Here is an 18,990-nt window from a genome sequence, read left to right on the forward strand (position 1 = left end):
CGCGGCCCGCCCTCGCGGTGTGTTCACTACGTTAGCGGGTTTCCCTCCAGACTCCTAATCGAGCCTTTTCGAATCGAATTTCGGCATGCCGAAATCGACCCGGTGAAGGGGACGTGCTGAGTAGTGAGTTTGCCGCTGTGAGCGGCAGAGGTGTCGCCGCAGAACCGTTACGGCTCCGTGGCAACCCGAAGAACTTTACGGATCGGGATGCCCCGTGTCAACTCGCCTCGTCGACCCGCTGGAGCAGCGTCGTCAGCATGTCGCCCAGCGCCCCGCGCTGCTCCGAGGACAGCTCGCCGAGCAGGTTCTCCTCGAAGGCCGCGCCCATCCGCATGGCGGCCAGCCACTTCTCGCGGCCGAGGTCCGTCAGGCCGACGATGACCCGTACCCGGTTGGACTCGTCGCGCTCCCGGGTGACGAGGCCGGCCTGGACCATCTTGTCGATCCGGTGGGTCATGGCGGCCGGGGTGAGGGAGAGGTCCCGGGCGAGCTCGCCGGGGCTGAGCCGGTACGGGTCGCCGGAGACGACCAGGCCCTTGAGGACCTGGAACTCCGCGGTGCTGATCTCCAGGTCGGCCAGGTGGCGGTCGTACGCCACGTTCATCCTGCGCGCCAGCCGGGCGACGGCCGACACGACCTTCTCGACCTGGGGGTCGAGGTCCTTGAACTCTCGCTGGTAGATCGCGATCTGCTGTTCGAGGGTCGGCTCCGACATGGGGCGAGTATGGCACGGGTCCCCGTTAATCGTTCGCGTCTAAGCCCTTCACTGTGTACTCTTTAGCTTCGAACTTTACTTTCGAAGACTTCAACCTAGTAGGTGAGTGTGACTACCGCGATGGGCGCAGCTCTGCGCCGGATTCAGATGGGCAACGCGCTGAGCGCGTTCGGCAACGGCTTCACGGTTCCGTACACGTTCTTGTACGTGTCGCAGGTGCGGGACCTGGGCTCGACGACGGCGGGCATCGCGCTCGCCGGCTTCGCCATGGCCGCGCTGCTGGTGCTCCCCTTCACCGGGCGGGTCATCGATCAGCGCGGGCCGTTGCCGGTCGCCATCGCGGGTGCGGTCGCCGCCTCCGTCGGATCCCTGTCGCTGGGGCTGTCCTCCACCACGGCCATGGTGCTGGCGTCCACCCTGGTGATGGGTGCGGGCATCGCCGTCATCCAGCCGGCGCTGGCCACGATGATCGTGTGGTCGTCGACGCCGTCGACCCGGTCGCGGGCGTTCGCCACCCAGTTCTTCCTGAACAACCTCGGGCTCGGTATCGGTGGTCTGCTCGGCGGGCTGCTGGTGGACGAGCACGTGCCCTCGTCCTTCAGCCTGCTCTTCGCCGTCGAGGCGACGATGTTCCTGGTGCTGGCCGGTGTCGTGCTCAGCGTGCGGCTGCCGCACGCGCCGCGGACCGAGGGCGCCGTGCCCCAGGGCCAGGGCGGCCGGTGGCGGGTGCTGCTCGCCGACCGGGCCATGGTGCAGCTGTGCGTGCTGGGCTTCGTGATGTTCTTCGCCTGCTACGGACAGTTCGAGTCGGGTCTGTCGGCGTTCGCGCTGGAGGTCTCGCGGATCACGCCGGCGACGCTGGGTGTGGCCCTCGCGGCCAACACCGCGGTGATCGTGGTGGCCCAGTTCCTGGTGCTGCGCCTCGTCGAGCGCCGGCGTCGGAGCCGCGTCATCGCGGCGGTCGGGCTCGTGTGGACCGTGGCGTGGCTCGCGGCGGCGGCCTCGGGCTGGCTGGTCGACGGGCACGCGATGGCCGTCACGGCGATCATCTCGACGTACGCGCTCTTCGGCCTCGGTGAGGCGATGCTGTCGCCGACCGTCGCCCCGCTGGTGGCGGACCTCGCGCCCGCGTCGATGATCGGCCAGTACAACGCGACGTTCGCGCTGGTCAAGCAGCTGGCCCTGGCCCTCGGTCCGGCGGTCGGCGGGCTGATGGCGGGAGCGGGCGCGTACGGCGCGTACATCACGATGCTGGTGCTCTGCTCGTTCGGGATCTCCGCCGTGGCGCTGCGACTGGGGAAGCGGCTGACGCCGGAGCAGGATCTGCCGGTTCAGGTGAGCAAGGTGGTCGCGGGGAGCGACGGGCGGGTGCCGGCGACGGTGGAGGTCTAGCGGCTGAGGCGGCCCTGGCCCGTGCTTTCGGCACAGGTCTGACAGGCCGGCGGTGTTCGCTGGGGGGCTTACCAGCCCCCCAGACCCCCTGTTCCCGGAAGCACAAACTCACACCAAACCGACTTCCCGCCCCCCGGCGTCCGCCGCGCCCCCCAGGACGAGGCGATCGTGGCGACGATCGAGATGCCGCGGCCGTCCTCGTCCGCGGGTTCGGCGACGCGCCGGCGCGGCAGCCGGTCGTCGCCGTCGGTGACCTCGACGATCAGCCGGCGGTCCGTACGGCGCAGGCGCAGGCGCATGGGCGGCGTCCCGTGCTGGAGCGAGTTGGCGACCAGCTCGCTCGCGGCGAGCACCCCCGCGTCGTGCATGTCGGTGGGGAACCGCCACGAGGCCAGCACCCCGGAGGCGAACGCCCGGGCGCGCGGCGCGGCCTCGATCCCGCCGAGGAGGTCGAGCGCCGCCCCGCGGAACAGCTCGGCCTCCGCGCCGTCGTGGTCGGGGTGCTGGAACACCAGCACCGCCACGTCGTCGTCGTGCTCGGCGGTGACGCCGAGGGTCCGGATGAGGCGGTCGCAGACCACGGACGGGGAGCCGGTGGCGCCGGCGAAGGCGTGCTCCAGGGCGGTGATGCCGTCCTCGATGTCCTCGCCGCGCCGCTCGATGAGCCCGTCGGTGTAGAGCACGCCCGTCGCGCCCGGCTGCATCTCGACCGTGCCGGAGGTGTACACCCAGCCACCGGTGCCGAGCGGCGGGCCGGTCGGCGAGTCGACCTGCTGCACCGTGCCGGAGGAGTCGCGGATGAGCAGGGGTACGTGGCCCGCGGAGGCCAGGACGAGGTGGCCCTCGTTCGGGTCGTGTACAGCGTAGACGCAGGTGGCGATCTGGTTCGGGTCGATGTCGGAGGTGAGGCCGTCCAGGAGCTGGACGACCTCGTGCGGCGGGAGGTCGAGCTTGGCGTAGGCGCGTACGGCGGTGCGCAGCTGGCCCATCACGGCCGCCGCGCGTACGCCGCGGCCCATCACGTCGCCGATGACGAGGGCGGTGCGGCCGGCGCCGAGAGTGATCACGTCGTACCAGTCGCCGCCGACCGCGGCGTCCGTGCCGCCGGGCTGGTACGTGGCGGCGACGCGCAGGTCGTCGGGCTGTTCCAGGCCCTGCGGGAGGAGGCTGCGCTGCAGGGCCACCGCGGCCTCGCGCTGCTGGCGTTCACCCTCGCGGAGCCGTTCGGCGGCGGTGACCTGGTCGGTGACGTCGGCGCCGAAGACCATCACGCCGGGGGTGCCGCCCACGTCGAGGGGGCTGCAGGTGAAGGTGAAGGAGCGGCCGCCGGGGACGCGGCGGGCCTTGGCGGTGCGCGGCCGGCCGCTGCGCAGCACCTGGTCCATGAGGGGCAGGACGCCGATCTCGGCGAGCTCCGGGAGGAGGTCCGCGGCCGGTTCGCCGTCCTCCGCGGAGGTGGGGCCGAAGACGTCGACGTAGGCGTCGTTCACGTAGCCGACCCGGTGCTCCGTGCCGTACACGACCGCGACCAGGGCCGGGAGCCGGCCGAGGGTCTCCGCCACCGAGAGCCCGTCCGCCGGCAGCGGCTCGTCCGCCGGCGAGGCCGCCCGGGCCGCGGGCACCGGACCGCCCACCGCCTGGGCGGCGGAGGCCGCCGTGCGGCGCGGGGAGCCGGGGAGCCGGGGGCTCCAGCGGGTGAAGTTCACGGATCTCTTCCTGGTCCTGGTCGCACGGGGCCGCCCCCGCGTCGCCCCACCATGGTCACATGTCTAGGGTTCGTCCCGTCCGGGGCGGCGCACCGTATCGGTGGCGAGTTCGAATTCCGCTCGGGGGTTCTCGAGCGAGCCGAGCGAGACGATCTCCCGTTTGAAGAGTCCCGCGAGGGTCCATTCGGCCAGCACCCGGGCCTTGCGGTTGAAGGTGGGCACCCGGCTGAGGTGGTAGGCGCGGTGCATGAGCCAGGCAGGGTAGCCCTTGAGCTTGCGTCCGTACACATGGGCGACGCCCTTGTGCAGTCCGAGGGAGGCGACGGATCCCGCGTACGAGTGGGAGTAGTCCTTGACCGCGCCGCCGCGCAGGGTGGCGGCGAGGTTGGCGGCGAGGGCCTTGGCCTGGCGGACGGCGTGCTGGGCGTTGGGCGCGCACAGTTCGCCGGGGCGGGTGACGTCGGGGACGGCGGCCGCGTCGCCGGCCGACCAGGCGTCCTCGGTGCCCTCGACGCGCAGCGCGGCCGTGCAGGTGAGGCGGCCGCGGTCGTCGAGGGGCAGGTCGGAGGCCGCGAGGACCGGGTGCGGGCGGACGCCGGCCGTCCAGACGATGGTGCGGGCGCGGAACTTCGATCCGTCGGAGAGCGTGACGACGCGGTCCGTACAGGAGTCGAGGCGGGTCTCGAGGCGTACGTCGATGTTGCGCCGGCGCAGTTCGCGCACCGTATAGACGCCGAGCTCCGGGCCGACCTCGGGGAGGATGCGGTCGCTGGCCTCGACCAGGATCCACTTCAGCTCCTCGGGGCGGACGTTGTGGTAGTAGCGGCAGGCGTAGCGGGCCATGTCCTCCAGCTCGGCCAGCGCCTCCACGCCCGCGTATCCGCCGCCGACGAAGACGAAGGTCAGCGCCGCCTCGCGGGCGGCGGCGTCGCGGGTGGAGGAGGCGATGTCGAGCTGCTCCAGGACGTGGTTGCGCAGGCCGATGGCCTCCTCGACGGACTTGAAGCCGATGCCGTGCTCGGCGAGGCCCGGGACGGGGAGCACGCGGGATATGGAGCCGGGGCACAGGACGAGGTGGTCGTACTCCAGCGGCACGGCCTCCTCGCCCGCCTCGCGGGTGGCGAGGGTCTCGATCCGGGCCGTGTGCTCGGCGTGGCTGACGGAGACCGCCTCACCGACGGTGACCGTGCAGCGCGGCAGCACGCGGCGCAGGGGTACTACCACGTGGCGGGGGGAGATGGAGCCGGCCGCGGCCTCGGGGAGGAACGGCTGGTACGTCATGTAGGGGTCGGGGCTGACGACCGTGATGTCCGCTTCTTCCGCGCGCAGGGTCCGCTGGAGGCGCAGCGCCGTGTACATACCGACGTATCCGCCGCCCACGACCAGGATGCGCGCTGGTCCGTGTGCCATCCGACCCCCTTGTCCGGGTCTCGCTCCGTCGCGTCGTTCAGCCTCCCAGTGAGGCACCGCACGCGCGCTTTTGTCCACAGGCGGGGACGGGTTTTGTGGGTTCCCGTCCCCGGTGGGCGCCCGGTCCGCCGCCCCAGGACGTGGTCCCGGAGTTCGGCTGCTCGGACGATTCCTCTTCTCTCCGGTCCGGGGCTGAACTATGTTCATAAGTCGCCGGGATGTGTCTGTGGTACGGATGCTGCGGTCTCACCGGCGGGTAAGGGTGGGGAGTCTCCGGGGGGAGACGACTGACTAACCGGGGGAATGTGTATGCGTGTTCAGGGACGTACCGGCTTTCATGGCAGCCCGTCGCCGGCTGACGGCGGGGCCGTATCGGTGTCCGCGGCCACGGACGGTAACGGTCGCACGACGCTGCGAGTGGACGCCCAGCGGAATCTGGAGCATGTGCTGCGCGCGGCGCGCGAGGTGTTCGGCGAGTCGGGGTACGGCGCGCCGATGGAGGACGTCGCACGGCGGGCCCGCGTGGGGGTCGGCACCGTGTACCGGCGCTTCCCGAGCAAGGAGGTCCTCGTCCGGCGGATCGCCGAGGAGGAGACCGCGCGGCTGACGGAGCAGGCGCGCGCCGCGCTGGGCCAGGAGGACCGGCCGTGGGCGGCGCTGGAGCGCTTCCTGCGCGGTTCGGTGGCCTCCGGCGCCGGGCGGCTGCTGCCGCCGCAGGTGCTGGGGGTCGGTCCGGACGGGGCTCTGCTGGACGGGGTAACCCGGGTGCCGCAGCAGCGCGGTGACGCGGGGCTGCGCGTGGTCGAGCAGCGCCAGTCGTACGAGGGGTCCGGCGCCGAGGCGCTGCTGGAGGTCGTCGGGCGGCTGGTGGAGCGGGCGCGTTCGGCCGGTGAGCTGCGTACGGATGTCACGGTGTCCGACGTGCTGCTGGTGATAGCCACCGCGGCACCCTCGCTGCCCGACGCGGCGCAGCAGGCGGCGGCGTCGGCCCGGCTGCTCGACATCCTGTTGGCGGGGCTGCGGTCGCGGCCGGGGGACTGAGTCAGCGCGGTTTCGCGAGAATAGAACGATAATTTGATGAAGCTACCCCCAATGGGTGACTGGTAGTACTGCTCTCCGGCAAAACACCCCGGACGAGTGGTTGACGAGTCTCACCCGGTTGCGGGTCGGTTCTCATGTGGCACGCTCTGCCGGTGATTGGCTGCGCGATCGTCTACGGGGGCCACTGGCATGGCAGTTGAGGATTCGGGCCGCGAAGGGCGGCAACCGGCGGAGCCTCCCGCCGGTGAGGCCGTCCCGCGCCAGCGTGCGCCCCAGGACACCGGGGTCACGTCCGGCGTGCCCTCCGACACGGATCTCGTCGCCCGGATGCGGGGCGGCGACGACGGCGCGTACGAGGAGCTCTACCGCCGCCACGCGGAGGCCGTGCGCCGCTATGCCCGTACCTGCTGCCGCGACGCGGACACCGCCGACGATCTGACGGCCGAGGTGTTCGCGCGGACCCTGCAGGCGGTGCGCGGCGGGGCCGGGCCGGAGACGGCGGTGCGGGCGTATCTGCTGACCAGTGTGCGGCGGGTGGCCGCCGGCTGGACGCGCTCGGCGAAGCGGGAGCAGCTCGTCGAGGACTTCGCCGTGTTCGCGGCGCAGGCGTCGCGGCCCTCGGTGGACGAGGACACCCTCGATCTGGGCGCCGACATCCGGGCGATGCACGAGGCCGAGCAGTCCATGGCCGTCCAGGCGTTCCGCTCGCTGCCGGAGCGGTGGCAGACGGTGCTGTGGCACACCACGGTCGAGGACGAGTCGCCGCAGGACGTGGCGCCGCTGCTGGGGCTGACGGCCAACGCCACCGCCGTACTGGCCCATCGGGCCCGCGAGGGGCTGAAGCAGGCGTATCTGCAGGCGCACGTGTCGACGTCGCTGACGCGCGGCGGGGAGTGCGCGCGCTACGCCGACCGGCTCGGCGCGTACGCCCGCGGGGGCTTGCGGATGCGGGCGGAGCGGGGGCTGCGCAAGCATCTGGAGGACTGCGAGAAGTGCTCCGTGGCCGCCGTCGAGGTGGCCGACGTCAACGCCCGGCTGCGCGCGCTGCTGCCGGTGGCGGTCGTCGGCTGGTTCGCCGCCGGTACGGCGCTGAAGGCGGCCGGTTTCGCCGTCGCCGGCGGGGCCGTCGGCGCGGGTGCCGCCGCGGGCGGCGCGGCGGCGGCCTCCGGGAGCGGCGGTGGCGCCGCGGCCGGTGGCGGGGCCGCGGCCGAGGGTGTCGGGGCGCCGGTGAAGGCCGGTATCGCGGCCGGTGTGGTGGCCGCGGCGGCCGGTGTGGCGCTGGCGCTCACGCTGATCGGCGACGATCCCGAGCCCAAGGTCGAGGCGAAGGCGTCCCCGCCGGCCTCCGCCCCCGCGGTGGAGCAGCCCGCGCCGTCGCCCTCCCCGGAGAAGCCCTCCCCCGAGGCGCCGCCGCCCCCGTCGCCCTCGCCGACGCCCACCCCCACGCCGCCGCTGGTCAAGCCGTCGCCGACGCCTCCGCCGTCACCGGTGGCGCCCAAGCCGAAGCCGACCCCGACCCCGCCGCCGCCCCCGCCGGCCCAGCCCGCCGACTACCGCGTCGGCGGCATCGACTCGGACGTCTTCGGCGACGGCTCCGGACCGGAGATCGTCGTCAACCGGAGCGGCTGGTGGTGGCAGCGCCAGGGGATGGACATCGGCGGCACGCACTACGCGCACGGCATCACCGTGCACGCGAAGTCGTCGGTGCTCATCGACCTCAACGGCCACCGGTGCACGTCGTTCGACGCGATGGCCGGGGTCGACGACATGATGACGCGGTACGGGTCGGTGCGCTTCTCCGTGTACGGCGACGACGTACGGCTCTGGCGCTCGGACTGGGTGCGCGGCGGGGATCCGGCGGTCGCGGTCCATGTGCCGCTCAGCGGGCGGGAGACGACGCTGCGGCTGGTCGTGGAGCCGGAGGAGTCGCGGTACACCGGGGTGGTGTCGGACTGGGCGCTGGCGCGGCTCAGCTGCCGCTAGGGGTCCGTCCGCCAGCCGGTTACGCCAGGCCTTCGGCCAGCGCGTCCAGCTCCCCCGCCACGTCCTCCTGCGACAGCGCTCCGCCCTGCGCGTACAGCTCGTCGTAGCGGGCGTCGCCCAGCGCGCGGCGGGCCGCGTCCGCCAGCCGCCGCGCCTCGTCCTCGTCCGGCACACCGCGCGGCAGACCGCCGCGCCAGGCGTCGCTCGCGCCCAGCAGCCGTGCCACGGGCAGGTGTTCACCGGCCGCCGACAGCGCCCGGGCGGCCGCCTCGGGAACGGTCGCCTGGATCACCTCCGTACAGCGCGTCTCGATGCCGAGGCGCAGCGCCTCCGCCAGCCCGCGCAGCCCGCGGGACAGATCACCCTCGGCGGCGACGATCTGGCCCTCGATGCTGCGCAGGATCACCTCGAACATCGGCGGCGGGCTGCCCCGGCGGATCTCCCGGCACGACCGCTCGTACCAGTCGCGGGCCCCGGCCACGTCGTCGCGGCGCAGCGCCAGCCCCGCGCGCATGGTGGCCGCGTAGGTGCGGATGTCCTGGGCGCCGCGCTCGTCGGCCTCGCGTTCGGCGGCGTCCAGCGTCTGCTCCGCCCGCTCCAGGTCGCCGCTGCGGTACTCGAGTTCTGCCAGCCGGGCCATGAGGAAGGGGACCTCGATGTGGGCGCCGAGCTCGTTGCTGAGGCGGATCGATTCGTCGTAGGCGGCGCGGGCCTCCGGATAGCGGCCGCCGTACGTCGCCATCTCACCGCGGGCGGCGGCCACCTGCGCCAGGATCCAGCGGTCGCCGGCACGTCTGGTGATCCGTTCCACCTCGGCGAGGTCCTGGGGGGCCACGCGCACGCCGCCGGGGCTGTCGATGACGATGTGCAGCCGGAAGGTGAGAATGACGCCGAGTTCCCATTCGCCGCCGTAGCGGCGGACGTTCCGTACGGCCTTCTCCATGTACTCCATCAGCGGCCAGCCGCCCTGGAGCAGGAAACCGGAGAACGGCCACAGCAGCCCGGGGAAACGGGCGCCGTGCGGGCCGGGGCGGGAGTACAGCTCGGTGCAGCGGCGCAGCAGTTCCTGGATCTCGGGCCGGCGCACGTCCTCCTGGCGCATCTGCTCGGAGAGCAGGAAGTAGCGCAGCAGCAGCAGGTCCGTACGGGGCCAGAACCGGGGATCGTCCTCGTCGTCGGGCTGCGGCCAGCGGGCGGACGCCCGGGCGCACCAGTCGGCGCCCTCGTCGCGGTAGTTGCGCAGCGCCCAGAACCAGCCGAGGGCGAAGATCATGGTCAGGGCGTCGTCCTCGTCGGCGGCCTCCATGCTGCGGTGCAGGGCGGCCCGCAGGTTGTCGAGGTCCGCCTCCACGCGGGGCAGCCAGTGCAGCTGCTCGGCGGAGCGCAGTTCCGGCTCGGCGGCGGTGGCGAAGGCGCGGTAGTGGGCGACGTGGCGGCGCAGCGTCGCGGCGTGGTCCTGCGGGTCCTCGGCGGCGCGCTCCACGGCGTACTCGTGGATGGTCTCCAGCATCCGGTAGCGCACCTCGGGGCCGTCGGTGTCGGCGACGAGGAGGGACTTGTCGACGAGGGCGCCCAGCAGGTCGAGCACCTCGGGGCCGTCGCCGCAGACCGCCTCCGCCGCCTCCAGCGTCCAGCCGCCGGCGAAGACGGACAGCCGGCGCAGCAGGGCGCGCTCGCGGTCGTCGAGGAGGTCCCACGACCAGTCGACGACCGCGCGCAGCGTCTGCTGGCGCGGCAGGACGGTGCGGCTGCCGCTGGTGAGCAGGCGGAAGCGGTCGTCGAGGCGGTCGGCGATCTGGCGCGGGGAGAGCATCCGCAGCCGGGCGGCGGCCAGTTCGATGGCCAGGGGCAGACCGTCGAGGCGGCGGCAGATCTCGGCGATGGCCTCGCGGTCCTCGGCCCGGCCCGCGGGGTCGAAGTCCGGCCGTACGGCGCGGGCGCGCTCCGCGAACAGGCGCTGGGCGTACGGCGGCTGCAGCGGCTCCACCGGGCGGACGAGTTCGCCGGGGACGCCGAGGGGCTCGCGGCTGGTGGCGAGGACCGTCAGGTCCGGGCAGTGCTCCAGGAGCGTCGCCGTGAGGGCGGCGGCGGCCTCGATGACGTGCTCGCAGTTGTCCAGGACGAGCACCATCTTGCGGTGGGCGCAGTGCTCCAGCAGCCGCTCGGTGGGGTCCTCGATCCTCCTCGGGGCCTCGAAGCTCGTGAGGAGGAGCGTCTCGCGGCCACCGACGGCGTTGAGGACGGCCCCAGGGACGGCGGCCGGATGGTCGAGGGGGGCGAGTTCGGCGAACCAGACGCCGTCCGGGCGGCTGATCCGGGCGGCGGCCTCCTCCGACAGCCGGGTCTTGCCGGAGCCGCCGGGGCCGGTGAGCGTGACCAGCCGGCCGCGGTCCAGATCGGCGTGCAGGGTGCCGAGGTCGGCCTCGCGGCCGACGAAGCTGGTGAGCCGGGCCTTGAGGTTGCCCCTGGGCGCCGGGCCGGGCGTCTGCGGCTCGCCCGCCAGCAGCTCCTGGTGCAGCGCCCGCAGCTCGGGGCCGGGGTCGGTGCCCAGCTGGTCGGCGAGGCTGCCGCGGGCCTCCTCGTACGCCGCGAGGGCGTCGGCGTGCCGGCCTGCGGCGCGCAGGGCGCGGAGGAGCTGGGCGTGGAAGCGCTCGTCGAGCGGATGGTCGGCGACGGCCTCCCGCAGCTCCGGGACGAGCTCCTCGGCCTCGCCCAGCGCCAGGCCGGCCTCGAACAGCCGGTGCCGCGCGGTCAGCCGCAGCGCCTCGGGGCGGGCCGCGGCGGCGGCGCGGTCGGGGAGGTCGGCGAGCGCCTCGCCGCGCCACAGGCCGAGGGCCTCGCGCAGCCGGGCGGCGGCGGTGTGCGGGTCGCCGTCGGCCTGCTGGACCAGGTCCTCGAAGTGCAGCAGGTCCACGTCCGCGCGGGCCGCCGCGAGCCGGTACCCCCCGGGCGCGGACTCGACCGCGTCCTTGCCGAGCACCTTGCGCAGCCGGCCCACCAGGGCCTGCAGGGCGGCGGTGGCGTCGGCGGGCGGCTCGTCCTCGGCCCACACCTCGTCGACCAGCGCCTCGACGGACACGGCGCCGCCCGCCTGGAGGGCGAGGGCCGTGAGCAGGGCGCGCAGCCGTGAACCGCCGAGCGGCACGGGGGTGCCGCCGGGGTCGCGGGCTTCGGTCGGGCCGAGGATCAGATAACGCACGGGGTCATTGTTGTGCACGGCGGTGACAGACGCCGCCGCGTTTACCTGCGGCATAACGGGAAGGTGCTCACGGCAGCGACGACAGCCGCTTCTGTATCCCGCCCGCCACCGCCCGCTGCCGCGGCGCCTTCTCCCCCGTCCAGCACGAGCCGCGCCGCGCCAGCAGCCGGCGCAGCCACATCTCCGCGGACACCAGGTCCGCGAAGCCGGCCAGCGGTACGGACGCCCCCGCGGCGACGGCGTGCAGGGCCTCGCGTACGACGCGGGCGTCGACGAGGCCCGCGTCCGCGAGGAGCGGGCGTTCGAAGAGGTCCAGCACGTCGTCCACGGCCACCCGCAGCCCCGTCCGCGCGGCGGACGCCTGGACGCCGATGGACGGCGCGCCGAAGCCGGCGGGCAGTTCGCGGATGCCGGCCCCGTCGAGGACGGCGCGCAGCACGGCGACGCGGGCGCCCGGCTGGACGCGCAGCGCCTCGGGGAGCGCACGGCAGGCCCGTACGACCGCGTTGTCGAGGAACGGCACGTGCAGCCGCTGGCCGCGCAGTTCGGCGGCCTGCTCCAGCACCCGGTGGTCGGCCGCGCGCCGGGCGAGCGCTGCGGCTGCGCGCAGTTCGCCGGGGCGGGCGGAGGACGGCACGCGGTCCGCGACGGACATCAGGCGAATCGATACGTCAGCGAGCGCCTCCCCCGTCAGCCAGCGGGCGGCGGCGCCGGGCCGGGCCCAGGTCATGGCGGCCAGCGAGGCCCGTACGGCGGGCGCGGGGCCGGCCGGGGTGTAGGCCGGGTCGTCGATGAGCAGATCGGCGACGGACTGGATACCGGTCCGGTAGTCCGTACGGGCCAGCTTGCGCGCCGCGCGGTAGACCGTCCACGGCACCAGCATCGACCTGGCGGAGCCCGAGGTGCGCGCCAACGCGGTGACGGGGCGCACCAGATGCCGGCGGCGGCGGTCCAGCAGCAGATCCGCGAGCCGCGCCGGATGCGCGTCCAGCACCTCGCGCGCGCCCGCGCCGACGAGGTGGTCCGCGCTGCCGGCGGACAGCCGGATGCGGTGGCGGGCGGCGGACACCAGCGACGGGCCGGGCTCGTCGGTCAGCGGGGCGCCGTCCAGGTCCGCGTACGGCAGGCCCTCCTCGTGCGCCGCGACGACCACGTGGTGCAGACGGGGGCTCTCGGCGAGGCTGTGCGCGCGCTCGAGTTCGGCGGCGCGCGCCGGAGTGGACTGGCTGGCGAGGTCGTTGAAGGTGACGGCGAGCAGCCGCTCCCCCTCCCCCGAGCCGAGCCCCAGCGGCGTACCGGGCATCCCCGGCAGCCCGGCGGCGAGCAGGGCGAGGGTGCCGGAGGCGGGGCCGCCGGACAGGTCGGCGCCCAGCCCCGGCGCGGGCCCGCGCTGCGCGCGGCGCTCGTACGGGCCCATCCCGGGGACGGGCCCGGGGTCCCGCTGCTCCACCAGGGGCGCGTGCCGGGGAGCCGCGAGCCGGGCGCGTACGGAGTCGATGAGCGCGTCCCGTACGCCTCTGAGTGCCGTCTCCGCGTCGAGCTCCGGCGCGGAGACCGCGAGGGAGGCGCGCGGTTCGTAGCCCGTGATCTCGCGCGCGCCCTCGCGCAGGATGAGCGCGTGCCCCGGCGGCATCCGGCACACGCCCGTGTACGGCGTCCGGTCGCCGACCGCCTCGGGCGATTCGGGGCAGGCCAGCACGGCGGCGAGCTGGGAGACGTCCAGCTGCGCCTCGACCAGGTCGGCGAGCGGCAGGGCGGCCGTGCTGTACGCCGTACCGCCGGCCCACGGCGTGTGGAACACCGGCCGCGCGCCCGCGAGATCGCCCACCACCGTCGTACGCCGGTCGACCTGGGCGACGACCGTGTACGAGCCGGACCAGGCCGTCAGATGCCGCACCGCGCCGCCGCGCGCCGACTTCAGGCCCGCGCGCAGCTGCTCGTCGCTCGCCCCGCAGCAGCCGAACACCGCGAGGCGGATGGCGGGGGCGATCTGCACCAGCCGGATCTCGTCCGGCCGCCAGTCACCGACGGCCCACAGCGGATCCGGTCCGTCCCACAGGAGTTGGCCGCCCATCGGCTGTACGTCGTAGCGCCAGCCGCCGCCGTCGTCGAGGAACGACGAACCGGTGGCCGTACTGCTCCATCCGACCAACCACCGCATCGGCGCCTCCACAGCCTGTGGACAGGTTGGGAAGAGCAGTCTCCGGCGGCCGCCGGGAGCGCCCCCGCCGTCACCGGGCACAGCCGTGCCGCCGACGTGCGCGCCCATGGACTCCAGGACGCGCTTCGTACAGCCGGCGCATGGCGGGTGTTCGCGGTCAACAGCAGGGCTGGCGTGGGAAACTGCCGCTTCTTGGGCACCATGCTGCCACGACAGGGGCGCATTTGAGTGGCACTGGGGAGCGCACGTGGCGTGCCACACGCTTTTCCGGCGAACTGCACGCCAAGTCACGGCGAACTACCGCACTACAGCAGCATTCAGCCAATCTCCGGACCGGCACCCGCGGCATCCGCCGGCGGCGGGGACCGGGAGGCGCCCTACACCCCCCGGTCCCGTCCGCCGTCCGCGGGGATTGGGACGGCGGTGTCCCCCGGCCCGCGCTGAGGCGGGCCGACCCACGCGACTCCCATGCAAGCGCTGTCCGCGGAGTCCGCCCAGAGCGCACTTCGGGCGCACGGCCACACACCCCGGTCGCACACCACCGCGGGCCCCCTCCGGCGGCAGGGATCCCGCCATCCGGAACACGTCCTCTTAACGGTCGGGACATGGGGAACTACGCTGGGTATACGTATGCCCCTGTCATGAAAAGACCGGGGTACGGCTGAGGCGACAGGCGGCAGGAGTGCCGCCAAAGGTCGAGGGGTGCCCATGAACGCCAAGGAATCACGCGGGCCGAACGAGAAGCTCGGCGCCCTCCTCGCCCTCGCCGGAATCAGCAACGCGGGCCTCGCCCGCCGGGTCAACGACCTGGGCGCCCAGCGCGGACTGACCCTGCGCTACGACAAGACCTCCGTCGCCCGCTGGGTCACCAAGGGCATGGTGCCGCAGGGCGCCGCCCCGCATCTGATCGCGGCGGCCATCGGCTCCAAACTGGGACGGCCCGTCCCGCTCCACGAGATCGGCCTCGCCGACTCGGACCCCGCGCCCGAGGTGGGCCTGGCGTTCCCGCGGGACGTCGGGGCCGCGGTGCGGTCCGCGACGGAGCTCTACCGGCTCGACCACGCGGGCCGGCGCGCGGGCGGCGGCGGCATCTGGCAGTCGCTGGCGGGCTCGTTCGCGGTGAGCGCGTACGCGACGCCCGCCTCGCGGTGGCTGATAACGCCCGCCGACTCCTCGGTGGCGCGCGACATGTCCGGGGACGGGGCGCGGGTCGGCCACAGCGACGTACAGAAGCTGAAGGAGGCCGCGGAGGAGGCCCGCCGCTGGGACTCCAAGTACGGCGGCGGGGACTGGCGCGCCTCGATGGTGCCGGAGTGCCTGCGGGTGGACGCCGCGCCACTGCTGCTGGGGTCGTACAGCGACGAGGTGGGGCGCTCCCTCTTCGGCGCCACGGCCGAACTCACCCGGCTGGCGGGCTGGATGGCCTTCGACACCGGCCAGCAGGAGGCGGCGCAGCGGTACTACATCCAGGCGCTGCGCCTCGCCCGGGCCGCGGCGGACGTCCCCCTCGGGGGGTACGTCCTGGCGTCGATGTCCCTGCAGGCCACCTACCGGGGTTACGCCGACGAGGGCGTCGACCTCGCGCAGGCGGCCCTGGAGCGCAACCGGGGCCTGGCGACCGCCCGTACGATGAGCTTCTTCCACCTCATCGAGGCCCGCGCGCACGCCCGGGCGGGCGACGGGGCGGCGGCCGGAGCGGCGCTCGCCGCGGCGGAGGGCTGGCTGGAGCGCTCCCGCGAGGGCGACGCGGACCCGCCGTGGCTCGACTTCTTCACCTACGACCGGCTCGCGGCGGACGCCGCCGAGTGCTACCGCGACCTGAAGGCTCCGCGCCAGGTACGCCGTTTCACGGAGCAGGCCCTCTCGCAGCCGACGGAGGCGTTCGTCCGCTCGCACGGCCTGCGGCTGGTGGTCTCCGCGGTGGCGGAGCTGGAGTCCGGCAACCTCGACGCGGCGTGCGCGGCGGGCGTCCGGGCGGTGGAGGTCGCCAACCGGATCTCGTCGGCGCGTACGACGGAGTACGTACGGGATCTGCTGCACCGGATGGAGCCGTACGGCAACGAGCCGAAGGTGGCCGAACTGCGGGAGCGGGCACGGCCGTTGCTGGTGGCGCCGGCGTAGGACTTCATCCCGGGTACGCCGGGAGTTCACTTTTCGCGCCCCGGCGCTTCATCCGCCCTGGCGTCTCCTCGTGCAATCAACCGATTTCACGAAGGAGATGGGGGGAGCGCAGTGCTCTTCTTTGCCGTACTGCTGCTGATAGCGGCCGTGGTGCTCTACACGCTCGGCCGGTCCGGGGTGGGGACAGGACTCAAGGGGCTCGGGTACACCGCGCTGGGGCTGGGCGTGCTGCTGGGGCTGGGCAGCTGCATCCACGTCGTCGGGGCCGCCGAGGTGGGGGTGCCGGTGACGTTCGGGAAGACCGGGGAGCCGATGCGCTCCGGTCTGCACTTCCGCTCGCCGGTGACGAGCGTGACGACGTTCTCCACCCGGCCGGTGGACCTGGACCTGGGCGGGGACGACACCATCGAGGTCCGCTCGTCGCAGGGCGGGGTGATGACCGTCGACGTGACGGTGAAGTGGACGGTGGCGGCGGACAGGGCCGTCGACCTGTACCGGCTGGCGGGCGACGAGGAGTCGATCCAGGAGCGGCTCGTACGCCCCGACAGCCGGGAGATCGTCCGCGATGTCTTCGCCCGGCACACCAGCGAGGAGGGCTACGCCTCGGCGCGGGCCCAGATCGCGGCGGAGCTCACCCGGCTGATCGAGGCCCGGCTGGAGCCGCGCGGGATCACGGTGGCGGCGGTGAACCTGCGGAACGTGAAGCCGTCGAAGGAGCTGCAGGAGCAGATCGACCGCAAGATCCAGCAGGAGCAGGCCACCGAGCGCGCCCGCGAGGCGACCCGCACCGCGGAGGCGGAGGCGGAGCGCCGGCGCATCGAGGCGGAGGCCATCGCGACCGCGAACCGCATCCTGAACGGCTCGCTGACGGACCGGGTCCTGGCGAGCCAGTGCATCGACGCCTTCGAGAAGGCGGCGGCCGAGGGTCCCGTGTACGCGGTGCCGTGCGGGAAGGGCTCGGGGACGCCGGTGATCGTGGACGGGGGGAAGGGGTAGACGGCGGGGGGAGGATTCGAGGTTTGACACGGGCCCCGGCGGGCCAAGGCATCATCGTGCGTATCCGTGCGCACATCCGTGTGCGTGTCCGTGTCCATGTCCGTGTGTGCGTGTCCGACGAGCCGGGAGAGGCTGATGGCGTACGACTGCGACGTACTGGTCATCGGCGCCGGCATCGTCGGCCTCTCCACGGCGTACGCCCTGAACCGCCAGGCGCCGGGCACCCGCGTCCTGGTCGTGGAGAAGGAGGACCGCCCGGCCCGGCACCAGACCGGCCGCAACAGCGGCGTGATCCACAGCGGGATCTACTACCGCCCGGGCTCGCTCAAGGCCCGCTACGCGACGCAGGGCGCGGCGGAGATGGTGAAGTTCTGCGCGGAACACGGCCTCCCCCACGCCGTGACCGGCAAGCTGATCGTCGCGACGACCCGCGCCGAACTCCCCCGCCTCCACGCCCTGGCCCAGCGGGGCCGCGAGAACGGGATCCCCGTCCGGGAACTGGGCCCCGCCCAGATCGCCGAGCACGAGCCGCACGTGACGGGCATCGCCGCGATCCACGTCGGTACGACGGGCGTGGCGGACTTCACCGCGGTGGCGCGGCAGTTCGCGGAGGGCCTGGACGTGCTGTACGGCAAGGAGGTCCGGCAGATCGCCCGCCGCCCCTCGGCCGTCGCGGTCCGTACGACGGACGGCACCGTGATCCGCGCCCGGGCACTGGTGAACTGCGCCGGCCTGCACTGCGACCGTGTCGCGCGGCTGGCGGGCGACAGCCCGGGGATGCGCATCGTGCCGTTCCGGGGCGAGTACTACACCCTCGCCCGGCCGGAGCTGGTGAAGGGCCTCGTGTACCCGGTGCCGGACCCGGCGTTCCCCTTCCTCGGCGTACACCTCACCCGGGGCGTCGACGGCGGCGTCCACGTCGGCCCGAACGCGGTCCCCGCGCTGGCCCGCGAGGGGTACGACTGGCGGACGGTGTCCCCCCGGGACGTGGCGGGTGTGCTGGGCTTCCCGGGCGCGTGGCGGATAGCCCGCCGGCACTGGCGGTACGAGGCGACGGAGCTGCGGCGCTCCCTGTCGAGGGAGGCGTTCACGGCGGAGGTGCGCCGGATGCTGCCGGAGGCGGCCCCGGAGGACCTGCTGCCGGCGCCGGCGGGCGTCAGGGCGCAGGCGGTGCTGCGGGACGGGACGCTGGTGGACGACTTCCTGTTCGCGGAGGGGCCGCGGACCGTGCACGTACTGAACGCGCCGTCCCCGGCGGCGACGGCGTCGCTGCCGATCGGGCGCGAGGTGGCGCGCAGGGCGGTGGAGGCGCTGTCGGGGGAGGACTGAGGGCCTCGTCTGCGGAGGGCTGAGGGCCTCAGCACGAGCTGCCCGCGGAGGGCTGAGGGCCCGGGCGAGGGCCCGTAGAATCAACACATCGTGTCTGATAACACCTCCACCCCGCAGAACAGCCCCGCGCCCGAGACGCGCCCGGCCGCAGCCGAGACGCCGCCCGTCTCCCTGACGGGCAAGGGCGTCCCCCGCCCCACGCCGAAGGCGACGAAGTACCCGGGCGGCCCGGCCGCGGACCCGGCCGGCTCGCACCACGAGCGCCGGATCCGCTCGTTCCAGCCGCGCCGCAGCCGCGTGACGGCCGCGCAGGAGGACGCGCTCAAGCGCCTGTGGCCGGTGTGGGGCCTGGACATCGACGGCCACCGCGTACTCGACCTGGACAAGCTCTTCGAGGGCCGCCCCGTCGTCCTGGAGATCGGCTTCGGGATGGGCGAGGCGACCGCGCAGATGGCGGAGGGCGACCCGGACACCGGCATCCTCGCCGCGGACGTCCACACGCCCGGCCAGGGCAACCTGCTGCGCCTGATCGAGGCGAAGGGCCTGACGAACGTCCACGTGGCGAACGGCGACGCGATCATCCTGCTGCGCGAGATGCTCCCGCCGGAGTCCCTGGCCGGCGTCCGCGTCTACTTCCCGGACCCGTGGCCGAAGAAGCGCCACCACAAGCGCCGGATCATCCAGCCGGAGTTCCTGGCGCTCGCGGCGTCCCGGATGGCACCGGGCGCGCTGCTGCACTGCGCGACGGACTGGGAGCCGTACGCGGAGTGGATGCTGGAGGCGCTGACGGCGGACCCGCACTTCGAGAACACGCACGCGGACTACGCCCCGCGTCCCGAGTTCCGCCCCCGTACCCGGTTCGAGGGGCAGGGTCTGGGCAAGGGACATGTGGTGCGGGATCTGCTGTTCCGGCGGGTGTGAGCCCGGTCTCGGTCCT

At 73.9% G+C, this 18,990-nt stretch carries 12 protein-coding genes; 7 read left to right on the forward strand and 5 right to left on the reverse strand.

Annotation, left to right across the window (positions count from 1 at the left end; all coding sequences use genetic code 11):
- Positions 1-217: 217 nt before the first annotated feature.
- A complete protein-coding gene (locus AB0M28_RS31070; RefSeq protein ID WP_365412426.1) occupies positions 218-715 on the reverse strand; it encodes a MarR family transcriptional regulator in 498 nt (165 codons plus the stop codon).
- 120 nt (positions 716-835) lie between these two features.
- On the opposite strand from AB0M28_RS31070, the gene AB0M28_RS31075 reads away from it, so the two are divergent.
- Positions 836-2,107: an MFS transporter gene (locus AB0M28_RS31075; protein ID WP_365412428.1), complete on the forward strand. Its 1,272-nt coding sequence runs from the start codon at positions 836-838 to the stop codon at positions 2,105-2,107.
- A gap of 68 nt (positions 2,108-2,175) precedes the next feature.
- Here the strand turns inward: AB0M28_RS31075 and AB0M28_RS31080 are convergent, their stop codons facing one another.
- The gene (locus AB0M28_RS31080; RefSeq protein ID WP_365412430.1) at positions 2,176-3,813 is read right to left on the reverse strand and encodes a SpoIIE family protein phosphatase; all 1,638 of its coding nucleotides are present in this window, start codon (positions 3,811-3,813) and stop codon (positions 2,176-2,178) included.
- Positions 3,814-3,876: 63 nt separating this feature from the next.
- Complete coding sequence (locus tag AB0M28_RS31085) at positions 3,877-5,223, reverse strand: NAD(P)/FAD-dependent oxidoreductase (protein ID WP_365412432.1); 1,347 nt, start codon at positions 5,221-5,223, stop codon at positions 3,877-3,879.
- A gap of 309 nt (positions 5,224-5,532) precedes the next feature.
- Between AB0M28_RS31085 and AB0M28_RS31090 the strand changes: the two genes are divergently transcribed.
- Together AB0M28_RS31090 and AB0M28_RS31095 are read left to right on the forward strand one after the other, a co-directional pair.
- Complete coding sequence (locus AB0M28_RS31090; RefSeq protein WP_365412434.1) at positions 5,533-6,264, forward strand: helix-turn-helix domain-containing protein; 732 nt, start codon at positions 5,533-5,535, stop codon at positions 6,262-6,264.
- Between the two features lie 189 nt (positions 6,265-6,453).
- On the forward strand, positions 6,454-8,247 hold the full coding sequence (locus tag AB0M28_RS31095) for a sigma-70 family RNA polymerase sigma factor (RefSeq protein WP_365412436.1): 1,794 nt from the start codon (positions 6,454-6,456) through the stop codon (positions 8,245-8,247).
- Between the two features lie 19 nt (positions 8,248-8,266).
- On the opposite strand, the gene AB0M28_RS31100 is transcribed toward AB0M28_RS31095, so the two are convergent.
- Both AB0M28_RS31100 and AB0M28_RS31105 read right to left on the reverse strand, forming a co-directional pair.
- Positions 8,267-11,446, reverse strand: a complete 3,180-nt coding sequence (locus AB0M28_RS31100; protein ID WP_365412438.1) for a BTAD domain-containing putative transcriptional regulator — start codon at positions 11,444-11,446, stop codon at positions 8,267-8,269.
- Positions 11,447-11,513: 67 nt separating this feature from the next.
- Positions 11,514-13,607, reverse strand: a complete 2,094-nt coding sequence (locus AB0M28_RS31105; RefSeq protein WP_365412440.1) for an asparagine synthase-related protein — start codon at positions 13,605-13,607, stop codon at positions 11,514-11,516.
- A 708-nt stretch (positions 13,608-14,315) separates the two neighbouring features.
- Here AB0M28_RS31105 and AB0M28_RS31110 point away from each other — a divergent pair.
- From AB0M28_RS31110 to trmB, 4 genes are all read left to right on the forward strand, one after another.
- Positions 14,316-15,728: an MFS transporter gene (locus AB0M28_RS31110; protein WP_365412442.1), complete on the forward strand. Its 1,413-nt coding sequence runs from the start codon at positions 14,316-14,318 to the stop codon at positions 15,726-15,728.
- Between the two features lie 111 nt (positions 15,729-15,839).
- On the forward strand, positions 15,840-16,724 hold the full coding sequence (locus tag AB0M28_RS31115; RefSeq protein ID WP_365412444.1) for a prohibitin family protein: 885 nt from the start codon (positions 15,840-15,842) through the stop codon (positions 16,722-16,724).
- 132 nt (positions 16,725-16,856) lie between these two features.
- A complete protein-coding gene (lhgO, locus tag AB0M28_RS31120) occupies positions 16,857-18,053 on the forward strand; it encodes an L-2-hydroxyglutarate oxidase (RefSeq protein WP_365412462.1) in 1,197 nt (398 codons plus the stop codon).
- 90 nt (positions 18,054-18,143) lie between these two features.
- Complete coding sequence (gene trmB, locus AB0M28_RS31125) at positions 18,144-18,974, forward strand: tRNA (guanosine(46)-N7)-methyltransferase TrmB (RefSeq protein ID WP_365412446.1); 831 nt, start codon at positions 18,144-18,146, stop codon at positions 18,972-18,974.
- The last annotated feature ends 16 nt before the right edge of the window (positions 18,975-18,990 follow it).

Origin of the sequence: Streptomyces sp. NPDC051940 (assembly GCF_040680895.1) — a bacterium.
In the GTDB taxonomy this organism is placed as follows: Bacteria; Actinomycetota; Actinomycetes; order Streptomycetales; family Streptomycetaceae; genus Streptomyces.

Bases quoted from the DNA above. Each gene is read 5' to 3' on its own strand.
- AB0M28_RS31105 (WP_365412440.1), bottom strand. From the start codon at position 13,607: ATGCGGTGGTTGGTCGGATGGAGCAGTACGGCCACCGGTTCGTCGTTC.
- AB0M28_RS31090 (WP_365412434.1), top strand. From the start codon at position 5,533: ATGCGTGTTCAGGGACGTACCGGCTTTCATGGCAGCCCGTCGCCGGCT.
- AB0M28_RS31095 (WP_365412436.1), top strand. From the start codon at position 6,454: ATGGCAGTTGAGGATTCGGGCCGCGAAGGGCGGCAACCGGCGGAGCCT.
- AB0M28_RS31085 (WP_365412432.1), bottom strand. From the start codon at position 5,223: ATGGCACACGGACCAGCGCGCATCCTGGTCGTGGGCGGCGGATACGTC.
- AB0M28_RS31110 (WP_365412442.1), top strand. From the start codon at position 14,316: ATGAACGCCAAGGAATCACGCGGGCCGAACGAGAAGCTCGGCGCCCTC.
- AB0M28_RS31070 (WP_365412426.1), bottom strand. From the start codon at position 715: ATGTCGGAGCCGACCCTCGAACAGCAGATCGCGATCTACCAGCGAGAG.
- AB0M28_RS31075 (WP_365412428.1), top strand. From the start codon at position 836: ATGGGCGCAGCTCTGCGCCGGATTCAGATGGGCAACGCGCTGAGCGCG.